Raw genomic sequence first — 21935 nt, forward strand, 5'->3', positions numbered from 1 at the left:
CGACGCGACGAGGAGAAGACAGCAATGGTGCAGCAGGACAGGGTGGACGACCTCCGCGAGGCGGTCGCCACCGGGAACACCGCGCTCGGGATCGAGCTCGGCTCGACCCGGATCAAGGCGTGCCTCGTCGGCCCGGACGGGACGCCCCTCGCGAGCGGCAGCCACGAGTGGGAGAACGAGTACGCCGACCGCACGTGGACCTACTCGCTCGAGTCCGTGCGCGAGGGCATGCAGCACTGCTACGCCGAGCTCGTCGCCGACGTCGAGCGCCGCTACGGGGTGCGCCCCACGACGTTCGGCGCGATCGGCGTCTCGGCCATGATGCACGGCTACCTCGCGTTCGACGCGCAGGGCGAGCTGCTCGTCCCGTTCCGGACCTGGCGGAACACGACCACGGGCAGGGCGGCCGCGGAGCTCTCCGAGCTGTTCGACCACAACATCCCGCTGCGCTGGTCCGTCGCCCACCTGTACCAGGCGATCCTCGACGACGAGCCCCACGTCGCGCAGGTGGCCTCGCTCACGACGCTCGCGGGCTACGTCCACCGGATCCTCACCGGGCGCTCGGTGCTCGGTGTGGGCGACGCCTCGGGCATGTTCCCCGTCGACCCGACGACGCGGACCTACGACCGCCGCATGCTCGCGCAGCTCGACGAGCTCGTCGGGGTACGACGGCCCGGGCTCGCGGTCGAGTCCCTCCTGCCAGAGGTCCTCGTCGCCGGGCAGGACGCCGGGAGCCTGACGGTCGAGGGCGCGGCCTGGCTCGACCCCAGCGGCGCGCTGCTGCCGGGCGTGCCGCTGTGCCCGCCCGAGGGGGACGCCGGCACGGGCATGGTCGCGACGAGCTCGGTCGCCCCGCGCACGGGCAACGTCAGCGCGGGCACGAGCATCTTCGCGATGGTCGTGCTCGAGCACGCGCTCGCGACCCGCCACCACGAGCTCGACCTGGTCACGACCCCCGCGGGCGACCTCGTCGCGATGGTCCACTGCAACAACGGGGCGAGCGAGCTCGCGGCCTGGGCCGACCTCTTCGGCGAGCTCACGGCCGCGCTCGGGACGCCCGCCGCGGCCGACGACGTGTTCGGCGCGCTCTTCCGCGCCGCGCTCGACGGCGAGGCCGACGGCGGCGGGCTGCTCGCGTACAACTACCTGTCGGGCGAGCCCATCACGGGCCTCGAGGAGGGACGGCCGCTGTTCGTCCGCACGCCCGGCAGCCGGCTGACCCTGGCCAACTTCATGCGCGCGCAGGTCTACAGCGCGTTCGGCACGCTCGCCCTCGGCATGCGCGTGCTCGACGGCGAGGGCGTCGCGCTCGACGCCATGTTCGCGCACGGCGGGATCTTCCGGACCGAGGGCGTCGCCCAGCGGCTCCTCGCCGCGGCGATCGGCGCCCCCGTGACCGTGGGACGCACCGCGGGGGAGGGCGGGGCCTGGGGCATCGCGCTGCTCGCGGCCTACGCGCGCGCCGTGGCGGCCGGCGACGAGCAGACCCTCGACACCTACCTCCGCGAGCACGTGTTCGCCACGGCCGAGCTCGACACCGTCGCCCCCGACCCGGACGACGCCGCGGGCTTCGCGGCCTACCTCGACCGCTACGACGCCGGGCTCGCGGTCGAGCGCGCGGCCGTCGACGCGCTCTGACCCCGACGAAGGAGAACCACCCATGAGCACCCTTCCCGCGACGACCGACGCGACAGCGCCGGCCGAACCCGCTGCTCAGGCGGGATCCACCGCGCCGACCGGCCGCACCGTCCCCGCCCACCTGCGTGCCGCGGTCGACGCCGCCAAGGAGCGCGTCGCGGCGCTGCACGCCGAGCTCCCCCGGTGGGAGCTCGTGGTGTGGACCGCGGGCAACGTCTCCGAGCGCGTGCGCGCGGGGGACGTCGAAGGTCCAGACAGCACAGGGGGCGCGGCAGGCACCGGCGCCACCGACGGCCTCGGCGACCTGCTCGTCATCAAGCCGTCCGGGCTGTCGTACGACGACATCACGCCCGAGTCGATGGTCGTCTGCGACCTCGACGGGAACCTCGTCGAGGGAGACCGGGCGCCGTCGTCGGACACCGCGGCGCACGCCTACGTCTACCGCCACATGCCCGAGGTCGGGGGAGTGGTGCACACGCACTCGACGTACGCCACGGCCTGGGCCGCGCGCGCCGAGCCCGTGCCGTGCGTCCTGACGATGATGGCCGACGAGTTCGGCGGGGACATCCCGGTCGGCCCGTTCGCGCTCATCGGGGACGACTCGATCGGGCGCGGCATCGTCGAGACGCTGCGCGACTCGCGCAGCCCCGCGGTGCTCATGCGCAACCACGGCCCGTTCACGATCGGCAAGGACGCCCGCTCGGCGGTCAAGGCGGCCGTCATGTGCGAGGAGGTCGCCCGGACCGTGCACGTCAGCCGCCAGCTCGGCGACCCGACCCGGATCGAGCAGTCCGACGTCGACTCGCTCTATGCGCGCTACCAGCACGTCTACGGGCAGCAGCCGGCGCGCTGACGGGCCACCGGCGCGCACCCCGCACGACCAGCAGCACTGCGGCTCCGCACCGACGCGAAGACCGTTCCCACCGACACGAGAGATGTGGACCTTATGAGCAAGCCCTACGCGGACCGCGAGATCTGGTTCCTCACCGGTAGCCAGGACCTCTACGGAGACGAGACCCTGCGTCAGGTCGCCGAGCAGTCCCAGGAGGTCGCGCGCGCCCTCGACGCGTCGTCCGACGTCCCCGCGAACGTCGTCTGGAAGCCCGTCCTCAAGGACTCGGCCTCGATCCGGCGCGCGATGCTCGACGCCAACGCGGACGACCGCGTGCTCGGCGTCGTGACGTGGATGCACACGTTCAGCCCCGCCAAGATGTGGATCACGGGCCTCGACGCGCTGCGCAAGCCCCTGCTGCACCTGCACACGCAGGCGAACGTCGAGCTCCCCTGGGACTCGATCGACATGGACTTCATGAACCTCAACCAGGCCGCGCACGGCGACCGCGAGTACGCGTACATGGCGACGCGCCTCGGGGTGGCGCGCACGACGGTCGTCGGTCACGTCTCCAACCCGGCCGTCACCGCACGCGTGGGCTCCTGGGTGCGCGGCGCCGCGGGCTGGGCCGCGACGCACGAGCTGCGTCTGGTCCGCTTCGGCGACAACATGCGCAACGTCGCGGTGACCGAGGGTGACAAGACCGAGGCCGAGCTGCGCTTCGGTGTGAGCGTGAACACGTGGGGCGTCAACGACCTCGTGGAGGCCGTCGACGCGGTGTCCGACGCCGATGTCGACGCCGTCGTGGCCGAGTACGAGAACCTCTACGACGTGGCCCCCGAGCTGCGCAAGGACGGCGACCGGCACGCGTCGCTGCGCTACGCGGCCCGCCAGGAGATCGCGCTCGAGACGTTCCTCGAGTCGGTCGGCGCCAAGGCCTTCACGACCAACTTCGAGGACCTGGGCGACCTGCGCCAGCTCCCCGGCATCGCGGTCCAGCGCCTCATGTCGAAGGGCTACGGGTTCGGCGCCGAGGGCGACTGGAAGACGGCCGTGCTCGTCCGTGCCGCCAAGGTCATGGGCGAGGGGCTGCCCGGCGGCGCCTCGCTCATGGAGGACTACACGTACGACCTCACGCCCGGCAGCGAGAAGATCCTGGGCGCGCACATGCTCGAGGTCTGCCCGTCCCTGACGACGTCGACCCCGCGCGTGGAGATCCACCCGCTCGGGATCGGCGGCAAGGAGGACCCGGTCCGCATGGTGTTCGACGCCGACCCCGGCGTGGGCGTCGTCGTCTCGCTCGCGGACATGCGCGACCGCTTCCGCCTCACGGCCAACGTGGTCGACGTCGTCCCCGCGAGCGCCCCGCTGCCGCACCTGCCGGTCGCGCGCGCCGTGTGGGAGCCGCGCCCCGACTTCGCGACGTCCGCCGAGGCGTGGCTCACCGCGGGCGGCGCCCACCACACGGTGCTCTCGACCGCCGCGGGCCTCGACGCGTTCGAGGTCTTCGCGGAGATCGCGCGCACCGAGCTGCTCGTGATCGACGAGGGCACGACGCGCCGCGGCTTCCGCGACCAGGTGCGCTGGAACCAGGTCTACTTCCGGGTCGCGCAGGGGCTCTGACCGTCTCTGCGACCCGGCGGACGGGCCCTGTGCGGCCCGGCCGGCGCGAGGGGCCCCGACGGACCTGACGGCCCGTCGTGGGCTCCTGCCGCGGCCCCCGCGGCCGACCCGCCGTCCTGCCCCTGGGGGGTGCAGGGCGGCGGATCGGCCCGGCCGGGTCGGGGTCGGGGGCGCCACCGGGTGGGCGCTCTGCCCGCCGGCGCTCCCGACGCCCGTCGACGTCCCGTGCGGACCTCGCGCCGCGCGGCGCCCTGCGCCGCCCCCTCGCCTCGCGGCGTCTCCGACGCGGCACGAGGATCAGCCGCCGGAGCAAAGGTCCAGGTCTCCGCGCTCTTTCGAGACCGGCGTCACCTCTCGTGATGGAAACGTGACCCTCAGGACTTCCAACTTCCGCGTGTGAGCGCTAACATCTCTTCCCAGGGGGTGTGAGCGATCACATCTGAACGTGAGCGGAGCAGCTCGACAACCGAAGACGCACGACCACGAACCAACAGCCCAACGACGGGCCGACGTGGTCCCGGCACGGCGCCGAGGACCGCATCTCAAGGAGGAGAACCATGTTCAACAAGTCCACGGCACGCGTCCGTCTCACGGGCATCCTGGCCGGTGCAGCAGTCCTCGCCCTCGCAGCGTGCAGCGGCGGCGGGACCGACTCGGCCGACAGCACCGACGGCGCAGGCGGCGGCAGCGAGAACATCCGTGTCGGGTTCTCCCAGCTCGGGGCAGAGAGCGGTTGGCGCACGGCCAACACCGAGTCGGTCAAGGCCAACCTGACGGCCGAGAACGGCATCGACCTCACGTTCGTCGACGCGCAGCAGAAGCAGGAGAACCAGATCAAGGCCCTGCGCGACTTCATCGACCAGGACGTCGACGTCATCGCGTTCTCCCCGGTCATCGAGACCGGCTGGGACGAGGTCCTCCAGGAGATCAAGGACGCCGAGATCCCCGTCGTCCTCGTGGACCGCACGGTCGACACCACGGTCGAGGACCCCTTCGTGACCTGGATCGGCGCGGACTTCACCGCCGAGGGAGTCACGGCCGGCGAGTGGGTCGCGGAGAACGCTCCCGACGCCAAGATCTTCGAGCTCCAGGGCACCATGGGCTCGGGCGCGCAGACCAACCGCCAGGAGGGCTTCCGCTCGGTCGTCGAGGACCAGATCGTCGGCGAGGCGACCGGTAACTTCACGCGCGCCGAGGGCAAGGCGGCCACCGAGGCCGCGCTCCAGGCCTACCCCGACATGAACCTCATCTTCGCCCACAACGACGACATGGGCCTCGGCGCCATCGAGGCCATCGAGGCCGCGGGCAAGGTCCCGGGCAAGGACATCCAGATCGTCACGGTCGACGGCGTGCACGACGGCCTGACCGCTCTCCTTGAGGGCAAGTTCAACTTCGTGGTCGAGTGCAACCCGGCCTTCGGCGACCAGCTCCTCGAGCTCATCAAGCAGGTCGCAGCGGGCGAGGACGTCGAGAAGGAGACCATCGTGGTCGACCAGGCGTTCGACCAGACCATCACGCAGGAGATCATCGACGCCCGCTCGTTCTGACGAGCAGCACCTGACGGCCCGCCCGGTCGCCGCCCCCACGCGGCGCGGCGACCCGGGCGGGCCGCACACACCGCGCGCGGGGACGTGCACCACGTCCCCGCCGGCCGGTGCCTGAGCTCCAGCACCTTCCCCAGGACGGAAGAACAACCATGTCAACGACGACCGCCGCCACCGCGGCGCCCGTGGTGGAGATGACCGGGATCACCATCGAGTTCCCGGGCGTCAAGGCCCTCGACGGCGTCGATCTCACCCTCCGCCCCGGTGAGGTCCACGCCCTGATGGGTGAGAACGGCGCCGGCAAGTCCACCCTCATCAAGGCCCTCACGGGGGTCTACCAGATCGACGCGGGACGCATCGTGGTCTCCGGTGCCGAGCACCGGTTCACGCGGACCCGCGACTCCCAGGACGCGGGCATCAGCACCGTGTACCAGGAGGTCAACCTCTGCTCGAACCTCTCGGTCGCCGAGAACATCATGCTCGGGCACGAGATCCGGTTCGGCCCCTTCATCAACTGGCCCGCGACGCGCCGCAAGGCCCGCGAGTACCTCGCCCTCCTCAACCTGGACATCGACCCCTCGTCGGCCCTGTCCTCCCACTCGATCGCCGTGCAGCAGCTCTGCGCGATCGCGCGGGCCATGGTCGTCGACGCGAAGGTCCTGATCCTCGACGAGCCCACCTCGAGCCTCGACAAGGCCGAGGTCGCCGAGCTCTTCGACGTGATCCGCTCGCTGCGGGACAAGGGCGTCGCGATCCTCTTCGTGTCGCACTTCCTCGACCAGATCTACGAGATCACCGACCGCCTGACCATCCTGCGCAACGGCCGCCTCATCTCCGAGCACCTGACCAAGGAGCTGCCGCGGATGGAGCTCATCTCCGCGATGATCGGCCGGTCGAGCGAGGCCCTCGCGGACGTCGAGGCGCGCGCGCACCGCGTCGTCTCCGAGCACGACGAGGCCCCCCTGCTCCAGGCCGTGGCCCTGGGCCGTGACGGCTCGGTCGAGCCCTTCGACCTCGACGTGTACGCGGGCGAGATCGTCGGCGTGGCGGGCCTGCTCGGCTCGGGCCGCACCGAGGTCGCCCGCCTGCTCTACGGCGCCGACAAGGCGGGCAGCGGGAAGCTGACGTTCGACGGCACGACGCGCAGCGCGGCCCCCCTGACCTCGATCAAGCGAGGCGTCGCGTTCTCCTCGGAGGACCGCAAGAAGGAGGGCATCATCGGGGACCTCACGGTCCGCGAGAACATCGCCCTCGCGATGCAGGCGAGCCGTGGCCCGTGGCGCCCCATCCCGGCCAAGGAGCTGGACGCGGTCGTCGACCGCTACATGAAGGCGCTCAACGTCTACCCGGCGAACCCGAACATGCTCATCAAGAACCTGTCGGGCGGCAACCAGCAGAAGGTCCTCCTGGCCCGCTGGCTCGCGACCGCGCCGCGCCTCATCATCCTCGACGAGCCCACGCGCGGCATCGACGTGGGTGCCAAGGCCGAGATCCAGCGGCTCGTCGCCGAGCTGGCCGCCGACGGGATGGGCGTCGTCTTCATCTCGTCCGAGCTCGACGAGGTGCTGCGCCTGAGCCAGCGCGTCGTCGTCATGCGTGACCGCCAGAAGATCGGCGAGATCACCAACGGACCCGACGTCACGTCCACCACGATCCTCGAGACGATCGCAGCGAGCGGGAGCGCATCATGAGCACGACCACCACGACTCCGACGACACCGTCGGCGTCGCCGCCGGTGTCCGGCAGCCCCGCACCGCGGGGTGCCCAGGGCGCGCTGCGCCGTGTCACGCACCACCACCTGTTCTGGCCCGTCGTCGCCCTGGTCGTCATGCTCCTCGCGTGCGGCCTGCGCAGCCCCGGCTTCCTCGACGTGACGATCATGGACGGCCACCTGTTCGGCCAGCTGATCGACATCATGCGGGCGAGCGCGACCCCGCTCCTGCTCGGCATCGGCATGTGCCTCGTGATCGCGACGGGCGGGATCGACCTCTCGGTCGGCGCCGTCATGGCGATCTCGCTCGCGGTGTCGCTGACCTACATCGACGCGAGCGGCACGGGGGGCACGCTCAGCACGGCGCTCGCCGCGGTCGCGATCGGCCTCCTGGTCGCCGCGGTGATCGGTGCGTTCAACGGCTTCCTCGTCACGGTCCTGGGCATCCAGCCGTTCATCGCGACCATGATCCTCATGGTCGCGGGCCGCGGCATCGCGATGCTCATCACCAAGGGCCAGATCACCACGACCACGAGCCCGCCCTTCAAGTCGATCGGCTCGGGCTTCATCCTGGGCATCCCGACCCCCGTGGTCATCGCCGGGGTCGTGTTCGCCCTGGTCGCGCTGCTGGTGCGCCGCACGGCGCTCGGCATGCTGGTCGAGTCGATCGGCATCAACCGCGAGGCCAGCCGCCTCGCGGGCGTCCAGTCGCGCAACATCACGTGGTTCGTCTACCTGCTGTGCGGCCTGCTCGCCGGGCTCGCGGGCATCGTCTACGGAGCCCCGACCATGGCGGCCGACGCCAACAACATCGGCCTCATGAAGGAGCTCGACGCGATCATGGTCGTCGTCCTGGGCGGCACCAAGCTCGACGGCGGCAAGTTCAGCCTCGCGGGCGTCGTGGTCGGTGCGCTCCTGCTCTCGACGCTCGAGCGAGCCGTGGTCATCTTCCACATCAGCTCGCAGATCACGCCGCTGTTCAAGGCGCTCGTGCTGATCATCGTGTGCATCGCGGCCTCCGAGCGGCTGCGTTCGCTCCTCGCGTCCCGACTACCGAGGAAGCGCCCCACCCTGGGCGCGGGCACGGCGACCACGAGCGCGAAGGGGGCAGCAGCGTGAGCACCGTCCAGACGGCGCCCCGGGCGTCCAAGAACCCCCAGCAGGGCAAGGGCCCGCGCGGAGGCCACGACACGGGCTTCGTCGCGCGCCTCATGACCAACCCCGTGGTCCGCAAGCTCTCGGACCGCCGGCTCCTGCCCGTCACGGGCACGCTCGTGGCCCTCGCGGTCATCCTGATCGTGGGCCAGGCGCGCTACAGCACCGACCGCCGCGACTTCCTGAGCATGCGGCTCTTCTCCAACCTGCTGGTCGACAACTCGTACCTGATCGTCCTGGCGATCGGCATGACGTTCGTGATCATCACGGGCGGGATCGACCTGTCGGTCGGTGCCGTGGTGGCCCTCGTGGGCCTGGTCGTGGCCAAGCTCCTGATCGTCGGGGCGCCGCTCCCCGTGGTCCTGGTCCTGGGCGTGCTGATCGGCACGACGTTCGGCCTGCTGATCGGCGTGATGGTCCAGTACTTCGACATACAACCCTTCATCGCCTCGCTCGCCGCGATGTTCCTCGCGCGCGGCCTGGCCAACGTCGTGAGCGTCCAGTCGCTCGCGATCAAGGACGAGGGCTTCGCGGCCCTGGCCTCGTGGAAGATCAAGTTCGGCGAGGGCCGTGAGGCCTGGAGCATCAACCTGAGCATGGTCATCGCGTTCGTGGTCCTGCTGATCGCGATCTACCTGCTGCACTACACGCGCTTCGGTCGCACGGTCTACGGGCTGGGCACGGGCGACAACGGCACGGCCGTGAACCTCATGGGCCTCAAGGGCAGCTCGACCAAGGTGTGGGTCTACGTGATCAGCGGCACGTGCGCCGGGATCGCGGGCATCCTGTTCGCCCTCTACACCAAGTCGGGCTTCAACCTCACGGGCATCGGCATGGAGCTCGACGCGATCGCGGCGGTCGTGATCGGTGGCGCGCTCCTGACCGGCGGCGGCGGGTTCGTCCTGGGGTCGGTCGCGGGCGTGCTCGTGTACGGCCTGATCCAGGTGCTCATCGCCCGCGAGGGCCTGGACTCCTGGTGGACCAAGGTCTTCATCGGCGTGGTCCTGCTCGCGTTCGTCCTGCTGCAGCGGGCCATGACGTTCCGTCAGGGACGCGGCAGCGCCACCTAGCGCCCGTCCAGCACCACTGCCTCGCGCGGGTCGGGCCTGGAGCCGGACCCGTGCGAGGCACCACAGCCCGGTCCGTCGAGGCAGACGGACCGAGAACGGCCCGGAGGTGGCACCCTCCCGGTCGAGCCGGTCCCGGCTGGTACCCGGGGCCGGCTCGGACGACCGGGAGGGCGCACCCGCCGGGTTGACCCGTACAGCAATGGAGCGCACGGGCTGCACCCGGCATCGCTCCTTTCCTCGTTGCAGCAAGGTTGGAGCACTGTGATCATCTCTGATTCCCCTGCCCGCAGTACATCCCGCGGCAGGACGGCACGACCGTGGGCGGCCTCCGTCGCGGTCCTCGCGCTGGGGGCGACGACCGCCCTCGCGGTCACCCCGGCGGCCTTCGCGGCCACCGAGCCGGTCCTTCCGGCGGGCGCCTGGGTCGACCAGTTCGACACGGCCGAGCTCGGCTCGGCCTGGGACGTCGTCAACCCGGTCCCGTCGGCGTGGTCGCTCGCGACGACGCCCGGGTCGTTGACCCTGACGTCCCAGACGGGCGACACCTATCAGGAGGCGAACACCGCGAAGAACGTCTTCATGGTGGACGTCCCCGTGGGCGACTTCACGGTCGTGACCAAGGTGTCGGCCCCGGTCGGCAAGGTCTACCAGGGCGCGGGCCTCATCGCGTGGAAGGACATGGACAACTACGTCCGTGCAGGTCTGACGTACGTGGGCAGCCTGTCGCCCTCGGCGCGCGCGATCGAGCTCGACAACGAGACGGGCGGGAAGTTCACGGCCGCGTCGTTCACCGACCGTGCGGGCTCGACGGGCGAGACGCTGCGCATGCAGCGCACCGGTGACACGCTCGCGGTGTCCTACTGGGACGCCACCGCGGGGGACTGGAAGCCCGCGGGCTCGACGACGGTCACGTTCGACGTCACCCAGGTCGGTCTCTACGCCCTCGCGGCGCAGGACGGCTCGACGCACGCCGCGACGTTCGACTACGTCGCGGTCGACGCGGCCGAGGGCCAGGACGTCGTCCCGACGGGCACGTTCTCGCTCGACGGCCCGGCCGACCACAAGCACCTCGTCCTGACGGACACGGGCCTGTCGTTCGTCGCGCAGCGCCCGGCGTCGCCGCTGGGCCTGGTGGCCACGGCGGTCGCCGGCGGGCCCGACGGCGCCGCGACGCTCGCGCAGGCGGGCACCGGTCTGCCGGTGGTCGTCGCGAGCGACGGGCGGATCACGCTCGGGGCCGCCGATGCCGCCCCGGCCCAGGTGCGGCTGACCGACGTGGGCGGCGGCAAGCTCGCGCTGCGCGTGCCGGGCGCCGCTGCCGGGGAGTTCGCGGGGGTGCGCGCCGCAGACGGAGCCCTGGTGCTCGGCGCCGAGGACGCGGCCGTCAGGCTCACGCTCACCGCGCTGTCGTCGGCCGAGCACACGCTCGCGATCGACGCCGCGGGCGAGACCGTCGAGATGAGCGACGACCTGTACGGCATCTTCTACGAGGACATCAACTACGCCGCGGACGGCGGGCTGTATGCCGAACTCGTGCGCAACCGCTCGTTCGAGTTCAACTCGTCGGACAACTCGTCCTTCACGGGGCTCACGGCCTGGGAGCGGGTCAACCGCAACGGCGGCACCGCTACCACGACGGTGGTGACCGACGCGCAGCGCCTCAACGACAGCAACCGCTACTACCTCCGGCTCGACGCGACCGCGGCCGGCGCGGGCGTGCGCAACGCGGGCTTCAACACGGGCCTCTTCCTCGAGAAGGGCCAGAAGTACGACTTCACGGTGTGGGCGCGCTCCGCCGTCGGGCAGGACCTGACCGTGCAGGTGGAGGACGCCGCGGCGGGGACCACCTACGCGACCGGGAAGGTGACCGTCGCCGGCACCGACACCTGGAAGAAGTACTCGGTGACCCTCACCGCGACCGAGACCACCTCGGCCGGGCGCCTCGCGGTCCTCGCGGGGGCCGCAGGCACCGTGCGCCTCGACATGGTCTCGCTCATGCCGCAGGACACCTGGGTCGGGCCGGTCAACGGCAAGACCCACCTGCGCAAGGACCTCGCCGAGAAGATCGACGCCATGAACCCGCAGTTCCTGCGGTTCCCGGGCGGCTGCGTGACCAACGCGGGCACGTTCGACACCTACCTCGAGAGCAACGGCACCGACCGTCGGCGCACGTACCAGTGGAAGGAGACCATCGGGCCGGTCGAGGAGCGGGCCACGAACTGGAACTTCTGGGGCTACAACCAGTCGTACGGGATCGGGTACTACGAGTACTTCACGTTCGCCGAGGACCTCGGCGCGACGCCCCTGCCCGTCCTGTCGGTCGGCGCCAACGGCTGCGGCAGCACCATCCCCGAGATGAAGGACGACGTCCGGATCCAGCGCTGGGTCCAGGACACGCTCGACCTCATCGAGTTCGCCAACGGTGACGTCACGACCGAGTGGGGCGCGGTGCGCGCCGAGCTCGGCCACCCCGAGCCGTTCGGCCTGAAGTACCTGGGACTCGGCAACGAGGAGAACACCAAGACGTTCGAGGCGAACTTCCCGAAGTTCAAGGACGCCGTGCGCGCCGCGTACCCCGACGTCCAGATCATCTCGAACTCGGGTCCGGACGACACGGGCCAGCGGTTCGACGAGCTCTGGGAGTTCAACCGTGCGCAGGAGGTCGACCTGGTCGACGAGCACTACTACAACGACCCGAGCTGGTTCCTCGAGAACGCCGACCGCTACGACGACTACGACCGCGAGGGCCCGCACGTGTTCCTCGGCGAGTACGCGTCGCGCGGCAACACGTTCTTCAACGCGCTGTCCGAGGCCGCCTTCATGACGGGCCTCGAGCGCAACTCCGACGTCGTCGAGCTCGCGTCGTACGCGCCGCTGCTCTCCAACGAGTCGTACGTGCAGTGGTCGCCCGACGCGATCTGGTTCGACAACGACGAGTCGTGGGGCACGCCCAACTACTACGTCCAGGAGCTGTTCGCGAACAACGTGGGTGACGAGGTCGTCCCGTCGGTGCACACGGCAGGCACGGGCGACGCGGCCGGTCTTCTGGACGGGGGCGTCTTCCTGTCCACGTGGTCGACCAGCGCGTCGTACGACAACGTCAAGGTCACCGACAACGCGAGCGGCGACGTCCTGTTCCAGGACGGGTTCGACGACGCCACCCAGTGGTCTCCCGTGACCGGGACGTGGGCCGCGCAGGACGGCGTCTACACGCAGTCCTCGACGTCCGTGACGGACGCGCGCTCGATCGTCACGGGCGCGTACGCCAAGGACTGGAAGAACTACACGCTCGAGCTCGACGCCCGCAAGATCGCAGGGTCCGAGGGCTTCCTGGTGGGCTTCGCCGCGGGCGGCCCGAACGACTACTACTGGTGGAACATCGGCGGCTGGAACAACACCCGCTCGGTCCTCCAGCGGGCCGACGGCGGCAGCGCCGCCGAGATCGCCGCGGTCGAGAACAAGAGCGTCGAGACGGGCCAGGGCTACAAGGTCAAGGTCGTGGTCCAGGGCAGCACCATCGAGCTCTACCTGGACGGCCAGCTCCAGATCTCGTACGAGCAGCCCGCCGCGAAGTCGCTCTACCAGGTCGTCACGCGCGACGAGGAGTCCGGCGACCTCGTGGTCAAGGTCGTCAACCCGACCGCGACCGCGGCGGACACGGCCGTGACGGTCGCGGGCCAGGAGATCGCGGCCCAGGCCACGGTCACCGAGATGGTCGGCGCGCCCACGGACACCAACACCAAGGCGAACCCGCGGGTGATCGTGCCCGTCGAGCGGACCTGGGACGGGGCGTCCAACGCGTTCGACTACACGTTCCCGGCCTACTCGGTCACGTTCCTGCGCCTGCAGGCGGCCGGCACCGAGGCCGAGCCCGTGGACCTCGCGGTCACGGCCAAGGCGCAGTGCGTCGCGGGCCGCGCGAACCTCTCGGTGCGTGCGGTCAACGGCGAGGACGAAGCCGTGACCGTCGCGTTCACGACGCCGTTCGGGACCAAGACGTTCGCGTCGGTCGCACCCGGCAAGAGCGCGTCGCAGTCGTTCAGCTCGCGCGCGGTCTCGGTCCCTGCGGGGACCGCGACGGTCGTGGGCACGATCGGCACGGGGCCGGGGGCCCGCTCGACCACGTTCGACGTCGAGTACCCGGCCACGACCTGCGGCTGACGACCGCACCAGCTCCGCCGGGGTCGCGGGACCACCTCGCGGCCCCGGCGTGACCCCTCCGGTCCACCCGGGCCGGTGACAGCACGAGCACGACCTGCAGCACCTGCACCACCCGCACCACCCGCACCACAAGGACGCGGGGGACCGTCGGGCCGGCACGACCGGCCCGACGGTCCCCAGCAGGGGGCGCTCAACGACGAGACGGCGAGAGGCCACGAACCACATGACCACCCGACACGACCCGGCGCAGACCGCGCCCTCGGCCCGACGGAGGGCCCCCCGCGGGGCGAGAGGCGCCCTCGGGGGCGCGCTGAGCATCGCTCTGCTCGCCCCGATGGCCTTGGCAGGACCGGCAGCGGCCCTGAACCCGGCCCCCGCACGCCCGACGACGGCGCTCGCCCCGGCGGTGCCGGCCGCCACCGAGACGAGTGCCACAGAGGCCCCCACCCCCACGGCCGACGGCCTGAAGCTCTGGTACAAGCTCGACGAGCTGAGCGGCACGGTCGCCCACGACGCCTCGGGCTCGGGCCGTGACGGCACGCTCGTCGGCGGCGGAGACTGGACCGACGGGCAGGGGCTCACGTTCGGCGGCTCGAGCTACGTGGACCTCCCCGACGACCTCCTGGCCGGATACTCGGCCGTGACGGTCAGCGCCGACGTGTGGATCGACTCGTCGCTGAGCGGCAACTACTTCTTCTACAACCTGGGCAACACGGCCGTGGGCTCACCGCAGTCGGGCAGCGGCTACCTCTTCTCCTCGGGCAACGCGAACTACCGCGCGTCCGTCTCGAACGCCGCGTGGGGTGCCGAGCAGAACACGGCCAAGTCGCCGTCCGCGGCCCTCGCGCGTGGCGTCTGGAAGACCGTCACCTACACGCAGGGCGCCGGCACGGGGCGCCTCTACGAGGACGGCGCGCAGGTCGGCGTCAACACGGCCGTGACCCACACGCCGGGCTCGATCGGCAACGGGAAGACGACCGCCAACTACCTCGGCAAGTCCGCCTATGCGGCCGACAACCTCTTCAAGGGGCGCATCAAGGACTTCCGCCTCTACGACCGCGCGCTCACGGCCGCTGAGGTCGCCGACCTCAGCACCGCGAACGCCGCGGCGTCGCTCTCCGCCGACGTCAGCGCCCTGTCCCTCGGGGACACGAGCGCCGTGGCCAAGAACCTCACGCTGCCCGCGAAGGGCACGGGCGGCTCGACCGTCACCTGGGCGACGTCGGACGCGAGCGTCGTGACGTCGTCGGGCGTCATCACCCAGCCCGTCGGTCAGGCGCACACCGCGACCCTGACCGCGACGCTCTCGCTGCGCGGCCAGAGCGCCACCAGGACGTTCGACGTCACCGTGGTGCCCGGCACGGGCGACCAGGGCGTCGTCGACGCCGCGGTCGCCGCGCTCGAGGTCAAGAACCTCGACGACGTCCGCGGCAACCTCACGCTGCCGACCACGGGAGCAGAGGGCACCACGGTCACCTGGGCGACCACGGCCCCCACGGTCGTCACGCCGTCGGGCGAGGTCACGCGCCCCGCGCACGGCCAGGCCGACCAGACGGTCACGCTGACCGCGACCGTGAGCAAGGGGCAGGCCACGGCCACGCGCGCGTTCGCCGCGACGGTCCCCGCGCTCCCCGAGCAGCAGGACTTCGCGGGCTACCTGTTCTCCTACTTCATCGGTGAGGGCTACGCGACCGGTGAGCAGGTCTACTTCGGCCTGAGCAAGGGCAACGACCCGCTCAAGTACCGCAACCTCAACGACAACCAGCCCGTGCTGACGTCGAGCCTGGGGGAGACGGGCCTGCGCGACCCGTTCGTCATCCGCTCGCCCGAGGGCGACAAGTTCTACCAGATCGCGACCGACCTCAAGATCCACGGCAACGGCAACTGGGACGCGTCCCAGCGCACGGGATCCAAGTCGATCATGGTCTGGGAGTCGACCGACCTGGTGAACTGGACCGACCAGCGCCTCGTCCAGGTCTCCCCGGAGACCGCGGGCAACACCTGGGCCCCCGAGGCCTACTACGACACGACGATCGGCGCCTACGTCGTGTTCTGGGCCTCCAAGCTCTACGAGGAGGACGACCCGGGCCACACGGCCAACACGTACAACCGCATGATGTACACCACGACCCGCGACTTCTACACGTTCACCGAGCCGCAGGTGTGGGTCGACCCGGGCTACTCGGTCATCGACTCGACCGTGATCGAGCACGACGGCGAGTTCTACCGCTTCACCAAGGACGAGCGGAACAACACGTCCACGACGCCGTGCTCCAAGTTCGTGCTGGGCGAGAAGGCGAGCGAGCTGCGCTCGCTGAGCTACGACTTCATCACCGACTGCATCGGCAAGGCCAACTCGCTCGGCGGCGGCATCAACCAGGGCGAGGGCCCGACCATCTTCAAGTCGAACACCGAGGAGAAGTGGTACCTGTTCATCGACGAGTTCGGCGGCCGCGGCTACGTGCCCTTTGAGACGACCGACCTGAACGCCGACGAGTGGAAGATGTCCACGGGCTACGAGATGCCCTCACGCCCGCGCCACGGCACGGTCCTGCCCGTGACGCAGACCGAGTACGACGCGCTGCTCAAGGGCTACCAGCCCGACGCGTTCGTCGAGTCGGCCGAGGACGTCGCGGCCGTCGTGAGCGTCGGTGACGCGCCGGTCCTGCCGGCCACGGTCGCCACGCGCACCGCGGCCGGCACGACCACCCAGACCGCCGTCACGTGGGACGCGATCGACCCCGCGAGCTACGCGCAGGCCGGGACCTTCGAGGTCACGGGCTCGCTCGGCGCCGGCGTGAGCGTGCGTGCCAAGGCCGTCGTGACCGTGGTCGAGGGCGACGTCCCCGTCACGGGCCTGGTGGTCTCGCCCACCTCGACGCAGGTCACGGTCGGATCGGCACGCTCGCTCACCGCGACCGTGACCCCCGCCAACGCCACGGCCCGCACCATCACCTGGACGAGCGCCGACCCGTCGGTCGCGACCGTCGTCTCCAACGGGCCCTCCGCGGGCACCGTGCGCGGCGTCGCGGCGGGCAGCACGACCGTGACCGCCACGACCGCGGACGGGTCGCGCACCGCGACCGTCACGATCGACGTGACGAAGGAGATCCCGGGCCTGGTGGTCCAGTACCGCCTGGACGAGACGAGCGGCACGCAGGCCGTGAACTCGGCGCCGAGCAGCGCCGTCGGTCCCGCGACCGTCGTGGGCGGGGCCGCCCGCAACGGCACGGACGGCGTGCGCCTCGACGGGGTCGACGACCACGTCAAGCTGCCCGACGACGTGCTCAAGGGCCTGACGGAGATCACCGTCTCGCTCGACGTGCGCATCGACACCGCCCAGTCCACGCCCTACTTCATCTACGGCCTGGGCAACACGAGCGGGTCGAGCGGCAACGGCTACCTCTTCACGACGGGGGACGCGTACCGCACGGCCATCGCCTCGGGGAACTACACGACCGAGCAGAACACGACCAAGGGCTCGAACCTCGCCCGCGGCGTGTGGAAGCACCTGACGTACACGCAGTCGGGCACCACCGGCACCCTCTACGAGGACGGGATCCAGGTCGCGCGGAACACCAACGTGACCACGACCCCCGGGTCGATCGGTAACGGCACCACGGCCGCGAACTACATCGGCCGCTCGCTCTACTCGGGCGACAAGTACCTCAAGGGCGACGTCCGCGACTTCCGCGTCTACGACCACGCCCTGAGCGCCGACGAGGTCAAGGACCTCGGTCAGGACCACTCGGCCGTCACGGGAGCCGAGCTCGCCGAGCTCAAGGTCGCCGCGATCGTCGACGGCGGGTCCAGCACGGTCACGCTCCCGGTGGTGCCCGGCACGGACCGCTCCGCGCTCGCACCTCGCCTGGTCGTGTCCGACCGTGCGACCGTGACACCCGCCAACGGCTCGGTCCAGGACCTCACGCAGCCCGTGACCTACACCGTGACGGGCCCCGACGGGGCCGCGCGCACGTGGACCGTCCAGGCCAAGGAGATGCGGAGCCCGGTCCTGCCCGGCCTGTACGCGGACCCGAACATCGCGGTCTTCGACGGCGTGTACTACATCTACGCGACCACGGACGGCACGCCCGGCTGGGGCGGCAAGGACTTCTACGTGTGGAAGTCGACCGACCTCGCGAGCTGGGAGCGCTCGGCCGAGCCGTTCCTCACGCTCGACGGCGCAGCGGGCGACGTCCCGTGGGCCACGGGCAACGCGTGGGCGCCGACCATCATCGAGCGCGACGGGAAGTACTACTTCTACTTCTCGGGGCACAACCCGACCTACAACCGCAAGACGATCGGTGTCGCGGTCGCGGACAGCCCCGAGGGGCCCTTCACCGCGCAGCCGACGGCCATGATCACCAACGGGGAGGCCGTCACGACGGGGCAGGCGATCGACCCGGCGGCGTTCGAGGACCCGCAGACCGGCACGTTCTACCTGTTCTGGGGCAACGGCAGCAACGCGCCGCTGTACGCCGAGCTGAACGACGACATGGTCTCGGTCAAGCAGGACACCATCACGAAGTTCGGTGGTCTGACGAACTTCCGCGAGGGCCTGTTCCTCAACTACCGCGAGGGGACCTACCACCTGACCTACTCGATCGACGACACGGGCTCGGAGAACTACCGGGTCGGGTACGCGACGTCGACGAGCATCGACGGGCCGTGGACCTACCGCGGCGTGATCCTCGAGAAGGACGTGTCCCAGGGCATCCTCGGGACCGGGCACAGCTCGATCGTCCAGGTCCCCGGGACCGACGAGTGGTACATCGCCTACCACCGCTTCGCGATCCCCGGCGGCGACGGGAACCACCGCGAGACGACCATCGACCGGCTCACGTTCGGTGAGGACGGCCTCATCCAGAAGGTCGTCCCGACGCTCGAGAGCGTGCCGCCGCTCGATGTGACCGAGCCCGCCCAGGTCGAGGTCGACGTCACGGTCGCGCCCAAGTGCGTGGCCGGCAAGGCCGCGCTCACGGTGCTCGTGCGGAACACCGAGGAGGTGCCCGTCGACGTGGTCGTCACCACGCCGCTCGGGACCAAGACCTTCCTCCAGGTCGCGCCGGGCAAGCTCGCGTCGCAGACGTTCTCGGCCCGCGCGGTGACGCTCGCGGCCGGGAAGGTCACGGTCACGGCCCAGGCCGTGCTCGACGGCGCCCCGGTCACCACGGCCTACGACGTAACCTACGCAGCGACCAGCTGCGGCTGACCCACCTGGCCCCCGCCGAGAAGTGAGCAGGTGCCCCTCCTGAGGGCCGATCAGGGGCGTCTGCTCACTTCTCGGTCAGGGCGCCGACGGCGCCCGCCCTGCCCGCACCACCCGCCCTGCCCGCACGACCCGCATCGCCCGCACCACGAACCGAAGGAGCACATCGTGAGAAGAACCAGGGGACGTCTCGTTGCAGCGAGCGTCGCCGTCGCCCTGACCACCGGGCTGACGACCACCGCTGTGGCAGCCGCCGATCCCGTCCTGCCCGAGGCCGGGCTGGTCGCCTGGTACAAGCTCGACGAGGCGAGCGGCACGTCGGCCGCGAACTCGGCGCCGGACTCGACCTTCGGGGCCGCCACCGTCAACGGGGCCGCGCGCAGCGCGAACGGCATCACGCTCGACGGGGCCGACGACCACGTCCGGCTCCCCGACAGCCTGCTCAAGAACCTGACCTCGGTCACGGTCGACCTCGACGTCCTGGTCGACACGGCCCAGGCCACGCCCTACTTCATCTGGGGCATGGGCAACACGAGCGGCTCGAACGGCAACGGCTACCTGTTCACCACGGGCAACGCCTACCGGACCGGTATCGCGTCCGGCAACTGGTCGACCGAGCAGAACACGACCAAGGGCACCAACCTCGCGCGCGGGGTCTGGAAGCACCTGACCTACACGCAGACCGGCACGACCGGGACCCTCTACGAGGACGGCGTCCAGGTCGCGCAGAACACCGCGGTCACCACGACCCCCGCCTCGATCGGCGCCGGGACGACGACCGCCAACTACATCGGCCGCTCGCTCTACTCGGGCGACAAATACCTCAAGGGTCAGGTCCGCGACTTCCGCGTCTACGACCGGGCGCTGCCCGCGAACGACGTCGCGGCCCTCGCGCAGAAGACCTCGGCAGCGGCCGCGGGAGCCGACGCCGCCGCCCTCGACCTGGGCGACACGAGCGCCGTCACGAGCAACCTCACGCTCCCGGTCACGGGCGCGCAGGGCTCGACCATCGCGTGGGCGACCTCGCACGCGGACGTCGTGACGTCGTCGGGCAAGGTCACCCAGCCCGCCGCCGGGCGGCCGGCCGCGAGCGTGACCCTGACGGCCTCGGTCACGCGCGGCGCCGTGACGCTCCCGCGGACCTTCACCGTGGTCGTCCCCCCGGCGCTCGACGACGCCCAGGCGGCCGCCTGGGACGCGCAGCACGCCGTCGTGACCAACATCGCCGACGTCCGTGGCAACCTCACGCTCCCGACCAAGGGTGCGCAGGGCTCGACCCTGACGTGGACGTCCTCGGCGCCCGGCACCGTGAGCGACACGGGAGTGGTGCACCGCCCCGCGCACGGGGCGGGCGACACCGAGGTGACCCTCACGGTCACCGCGACCAAGGGCACCGCGACCTCGACCCAGCCCCGCACCGCGACGGTCCGCCGGGCCCCCGAGGCCCAGGAGCCCGCGGCGTACTTCTTCCCCTACTTCAAGGGCGAGAGCACGGCCGACGGCGAGGAGATCTACTTCGCCGCGAGCCAGGGCAACGACCCGCTCAAGTGGCAGGAGCTGAACGACGACAAGACCGTCCTGCGCTCGGGCCTGGGGGAGAAGGGTCTGCGCGACCCGTTCGTCATCCGCTCGCCCGAGGGCGACAAGTTCTTCCTCGTCGCGACCGACCTCAAGATCTACGGCGGCAACAACTTCGGCAACGCGCAGGAGCGCGGCTCGCTGAGCCTCATGGTCTGGGAGTCGACCGACCTCGTGAGCTGGTCCGACCAGCGCATGGTCAAGGTCTCGAGCGACTACGCGGGCAACACCTGGGCCCCCGAGGCGTTCTACGACGAGGCCGCGGGCGAGTACGTCGTGTACTGGGCCTCGGCCCTCTACCCGACGACCGACAGCAGCGACCGCAAGATCGCCACGAGCTACCAGCGCATGATGTACGCCACGACGCGTGACTTCGTGACCTTCAGCGAGCCGCGGATCTGGGTCGACAACAAGCGCGGCACGGGCCTCGGCATCATCGACGCCTCGGTGACCAAGGTGGGCGACACGTACTACCGCTTCATCAAGGACGAGAAGTACATGACGGTCCGGAGCGAGAAGTCCACGGATCTGCGCGCCACGAGCTGGGACCTCATCACCGAGAACATCGGCGTGGGGCAGCCCAACGGCTACGGCGGCACCTTCACGGCGGGCGAGGGACCCACGGTCTTCAAGTCCAACACCGAGGAGAAGTGGTACGTCTTCATGGATCAGCCCAGCTACCACGGCGGCAAGGGCTACGTCCCGTTCGAGTCGACGGACCTCGACTCGGGGGTCTGGACCAAGTCCGAGCCCGCGACGCTGCCCGTGAGCCCTCGCCACGGCACGGTGCTCCCGGTCACGCAGGCCGAGTACGACCGCCTGCTCGCGCACTACCAGCCCGACGCGTTCGTGGCCTCGGCCGCCCCCGTCACGGTCACGACGGCCGCGGGCACCGCGCCCGTGCTGCCGGCCACGGTCGCCGCGACGTACGGCGACGGTGCGACCAAGGACCTCGCGGTCACGTGGGACGCGGTCGACCCCGCGTCCTGGGCGCAGGCCGGCACGTTCGCGGTCAGCGGGTCGTTCGGCCCGTCGATCACGACGCGGGCCACCGCCACGGTCACCGTGACGGCCCCCGTCGACCCCGAGCCCGAGCCCGACCTCGCGGTCGAGGTCTCGGCCATGGCGAAGTGCGTGGCGGGCAAGGTCGCCGTGTCGGTGCGTGCGGTGAACGGTGAGGACGTGCCGGTCGACGTCAAGGTCGGCTCGGCGTTCGGGTCCAAGTCGTTCGTGGGCGTGGAGCCGGGCAGGTCGGCGTCGCAGTCGTTCGCGACGCGTGCGGGCTCGGTCGAGGCCGGGGTCGTCACGATCACCGCGAGCACGACGGGTGCCTCGCCCGTCACCGCCACGTTCGAGGCGCCGTACGCGGCCCTCGACTGCGGCTAGCACTTCCGGGCCGGGCGGGGGCGACGTG

At 70.9% G+C, this 21935-nt stretch carries 10 protein-coding genes; all 10 read left to right on the forward strand.

Annotated elements, in window-relative coordinates; all coding sequences use genetic code 11:
* The first annotated feature begins 24 nt into the window (after nt 1–24).
* The 10 genes from ASE15_RS10090 to ASE15_RS10135 all read left to right on the forward strand — a co-directional run bounded on the left by ASE15_RS10090 (nt 25) and on the right by ASE15_RS10135 (nt 21907).
* A complete protein-coding gene (locus tag ASE15_RS10090) occupies nt 25–1638 on the forward strand; it encodes a xylulokinase (RefSeq protein WP_056649692.1) in 1614 nt (537 codons plus the stop codon).
* A gap of 22 nt (nt 1639–1660) precedes the next feature.
* Nucleotides 1661–2491 carry an L-ribulose-5-phosphate 4-epimerase gene (locus ASE15_RS10095; RefSeq protein ID WP_082608802.1) on the forward strand — a complete coding sequence of 277 codons (831 nt, stop codon included), beginning with the start codon at nt 1661–1663 and terminating at the stop codon, nt 2489–2491.
* Nucleotides 2492–2584: 93 nt separating this feature from the next.
* Nucleotides 2585–4093 carry an L-arabinose isomerase gene (gene araA, locus ASE15_RS10100; protein WP_056649696.1) on the forward strand — a complete coding sequence of 503 codons (1509 nt, stop codon included), beginning with the start codon at nt 2585–2587 and terminating at the stop codon, nt 4091–4093.
* A gap of 557 nt (nt 4094–4650) precedes the next feature.
* Nucleotides 4651–5640 carry an ABC transporter substrate-binding protein gene (locus ASE15_RS10105; RefSeq protein ID WP_056649699.1) on the forward strand — a complete coding sequence of 330 codons (990 nt, stop codon included), beginning with the start codon at nt 4651–4653 and terminating at the stop codon, nt 5638–5640.
* A 149-nt stretch (nt 5641–5789) separates the two neighbouring features.
* Nucleotides 5790–7328: a sugar ABC transporter ATP-binding protein gene (locus tag ASE15_RS10110; protein WP_056649702.1), complete on the forward strand. Its 1539-nt coding sequence runs from the start codon at nt 5790–5792 to the stop codon at nt 7326–7328.
* Nucleotides 7325–8467 carry an ABC transporter permease gene (locus ASE15_RS10115; protein WP_082608803.1) on the forward strand — a complete coding sequence of 381 codons (1143 nt, stop codon included), beginning with the start codon at nt 7325–7327 and terminating at the stop codon, nt 8465–8467. The genes ASE15_RS10110 and ASE15_RS10115 overlap by 4 nt, the downstream gene beginning before the upstream one ends.
* Complete coding sequence (locus ASE15_RS10120) at nt 8464–9573, forward strand: sugar ABC transporter permease YjfF (protein WP_231907654.1); 1110 nt, start codon at nt 8464–8466, stop codon at nt 9571–9573. The genes ASE15_RS10115 and ASE15_RS10120 overlap by 4 nt, the downstream gene beginning before the upstream one ends.
* A 261-nt stretch (nt 9574–9834) precedes the next feature.
* Entirely contained in the window at nt 9835–13734 is a 3900-nt protein-coding gene (locus tag ASE15_RS10125) for an alpha-L-arabinofuranosidase C-terminal domain-containing protein (RefSeq protein ID WP_157257536.1), read from the forward strand.
* Between the two features lie 334 nt (nt 13735–14068).
* Complete coding sequence (locus tag ASE15_RS21490) at nt 14069–18946, forward strand: family 43 glycosylhydrolase (protein ID WP_082618357.1); 4878 nt, start codon at nt 14069–14071, stop codon at nt 18944–18946.
* A 165-nt stretch (nt 18947–19111) separates the two neighbouring features.
* Entirely contained in the window at nt 19112–21907 is a 2796-nt protein-coding gene (locus ASE15_RS10135) for an immunoglobulin-like domain-containing protein (RefSeq protein WP_162259128.1), read from the forward strand.
* Nucleotides 21908–21935 lie beyond the last annotated feature (28 nt).

Origin of the sequence: Oerskovia sp. Root22 (genome assembly GCF_001429135.1) — a bacterium.
GTDB classification, from domain to species: domain Bacteria; phylum Actinomycetota; class Actinomycetes; order Actinomycetales; family Cellulomonadaceae; genus Oerskovia; species Oerskovia enterophila.

Coding starts and splice junctions, on each gene's coding strand:
- ASE15_RS10090 (WP_056649692.1), top strand. CDS start 25: ATGGTGCAGCAGGACAGGGTGGACGACCTCCGCGAGGCGGTCGCCACC.
- ASE15_RS10095 (WP_082608802.1), top strand. CDS start 1,661: ATGAGCACCCTTCCCGCGACGACCGACGCGACAGCGCCGGCCGAACCC.
- araA (WP_056649696.1), top strand. CDS start 2,585: ATGAGCAAGCCCTACGCGGACCGCGAGATCTGGTTCCTCACCGGTAGC.
- ASE15_RS10105 (WP_056649699.1), top strand. CDS start 4,651: ATGTTCAACAAGTCCACGGCACGCGTCCGTCTCACGGGCATCCTGGCC.
- ASE15_RS10110 (WP_056649702.1), top strand. CDS start 5,790: ATGTCAACGACGACCGCCGCCACCGCGGCGCCCGTGGTGGAGATGACC.
- ASE15_RS10115 (WP_082608803.1), top strand. CDS start 7,325: ATGAGCACGACCACCACGACTCCGACGACACCGTCGGCGTCGCCGCCG.
- ASE15_RS21490 (WP_082618357.1), top strand. CDS start 14,069: ATGGCCTTGGCAGGACCGGCAGCGGCCCTGAACCCGGCCCCCGCACGC.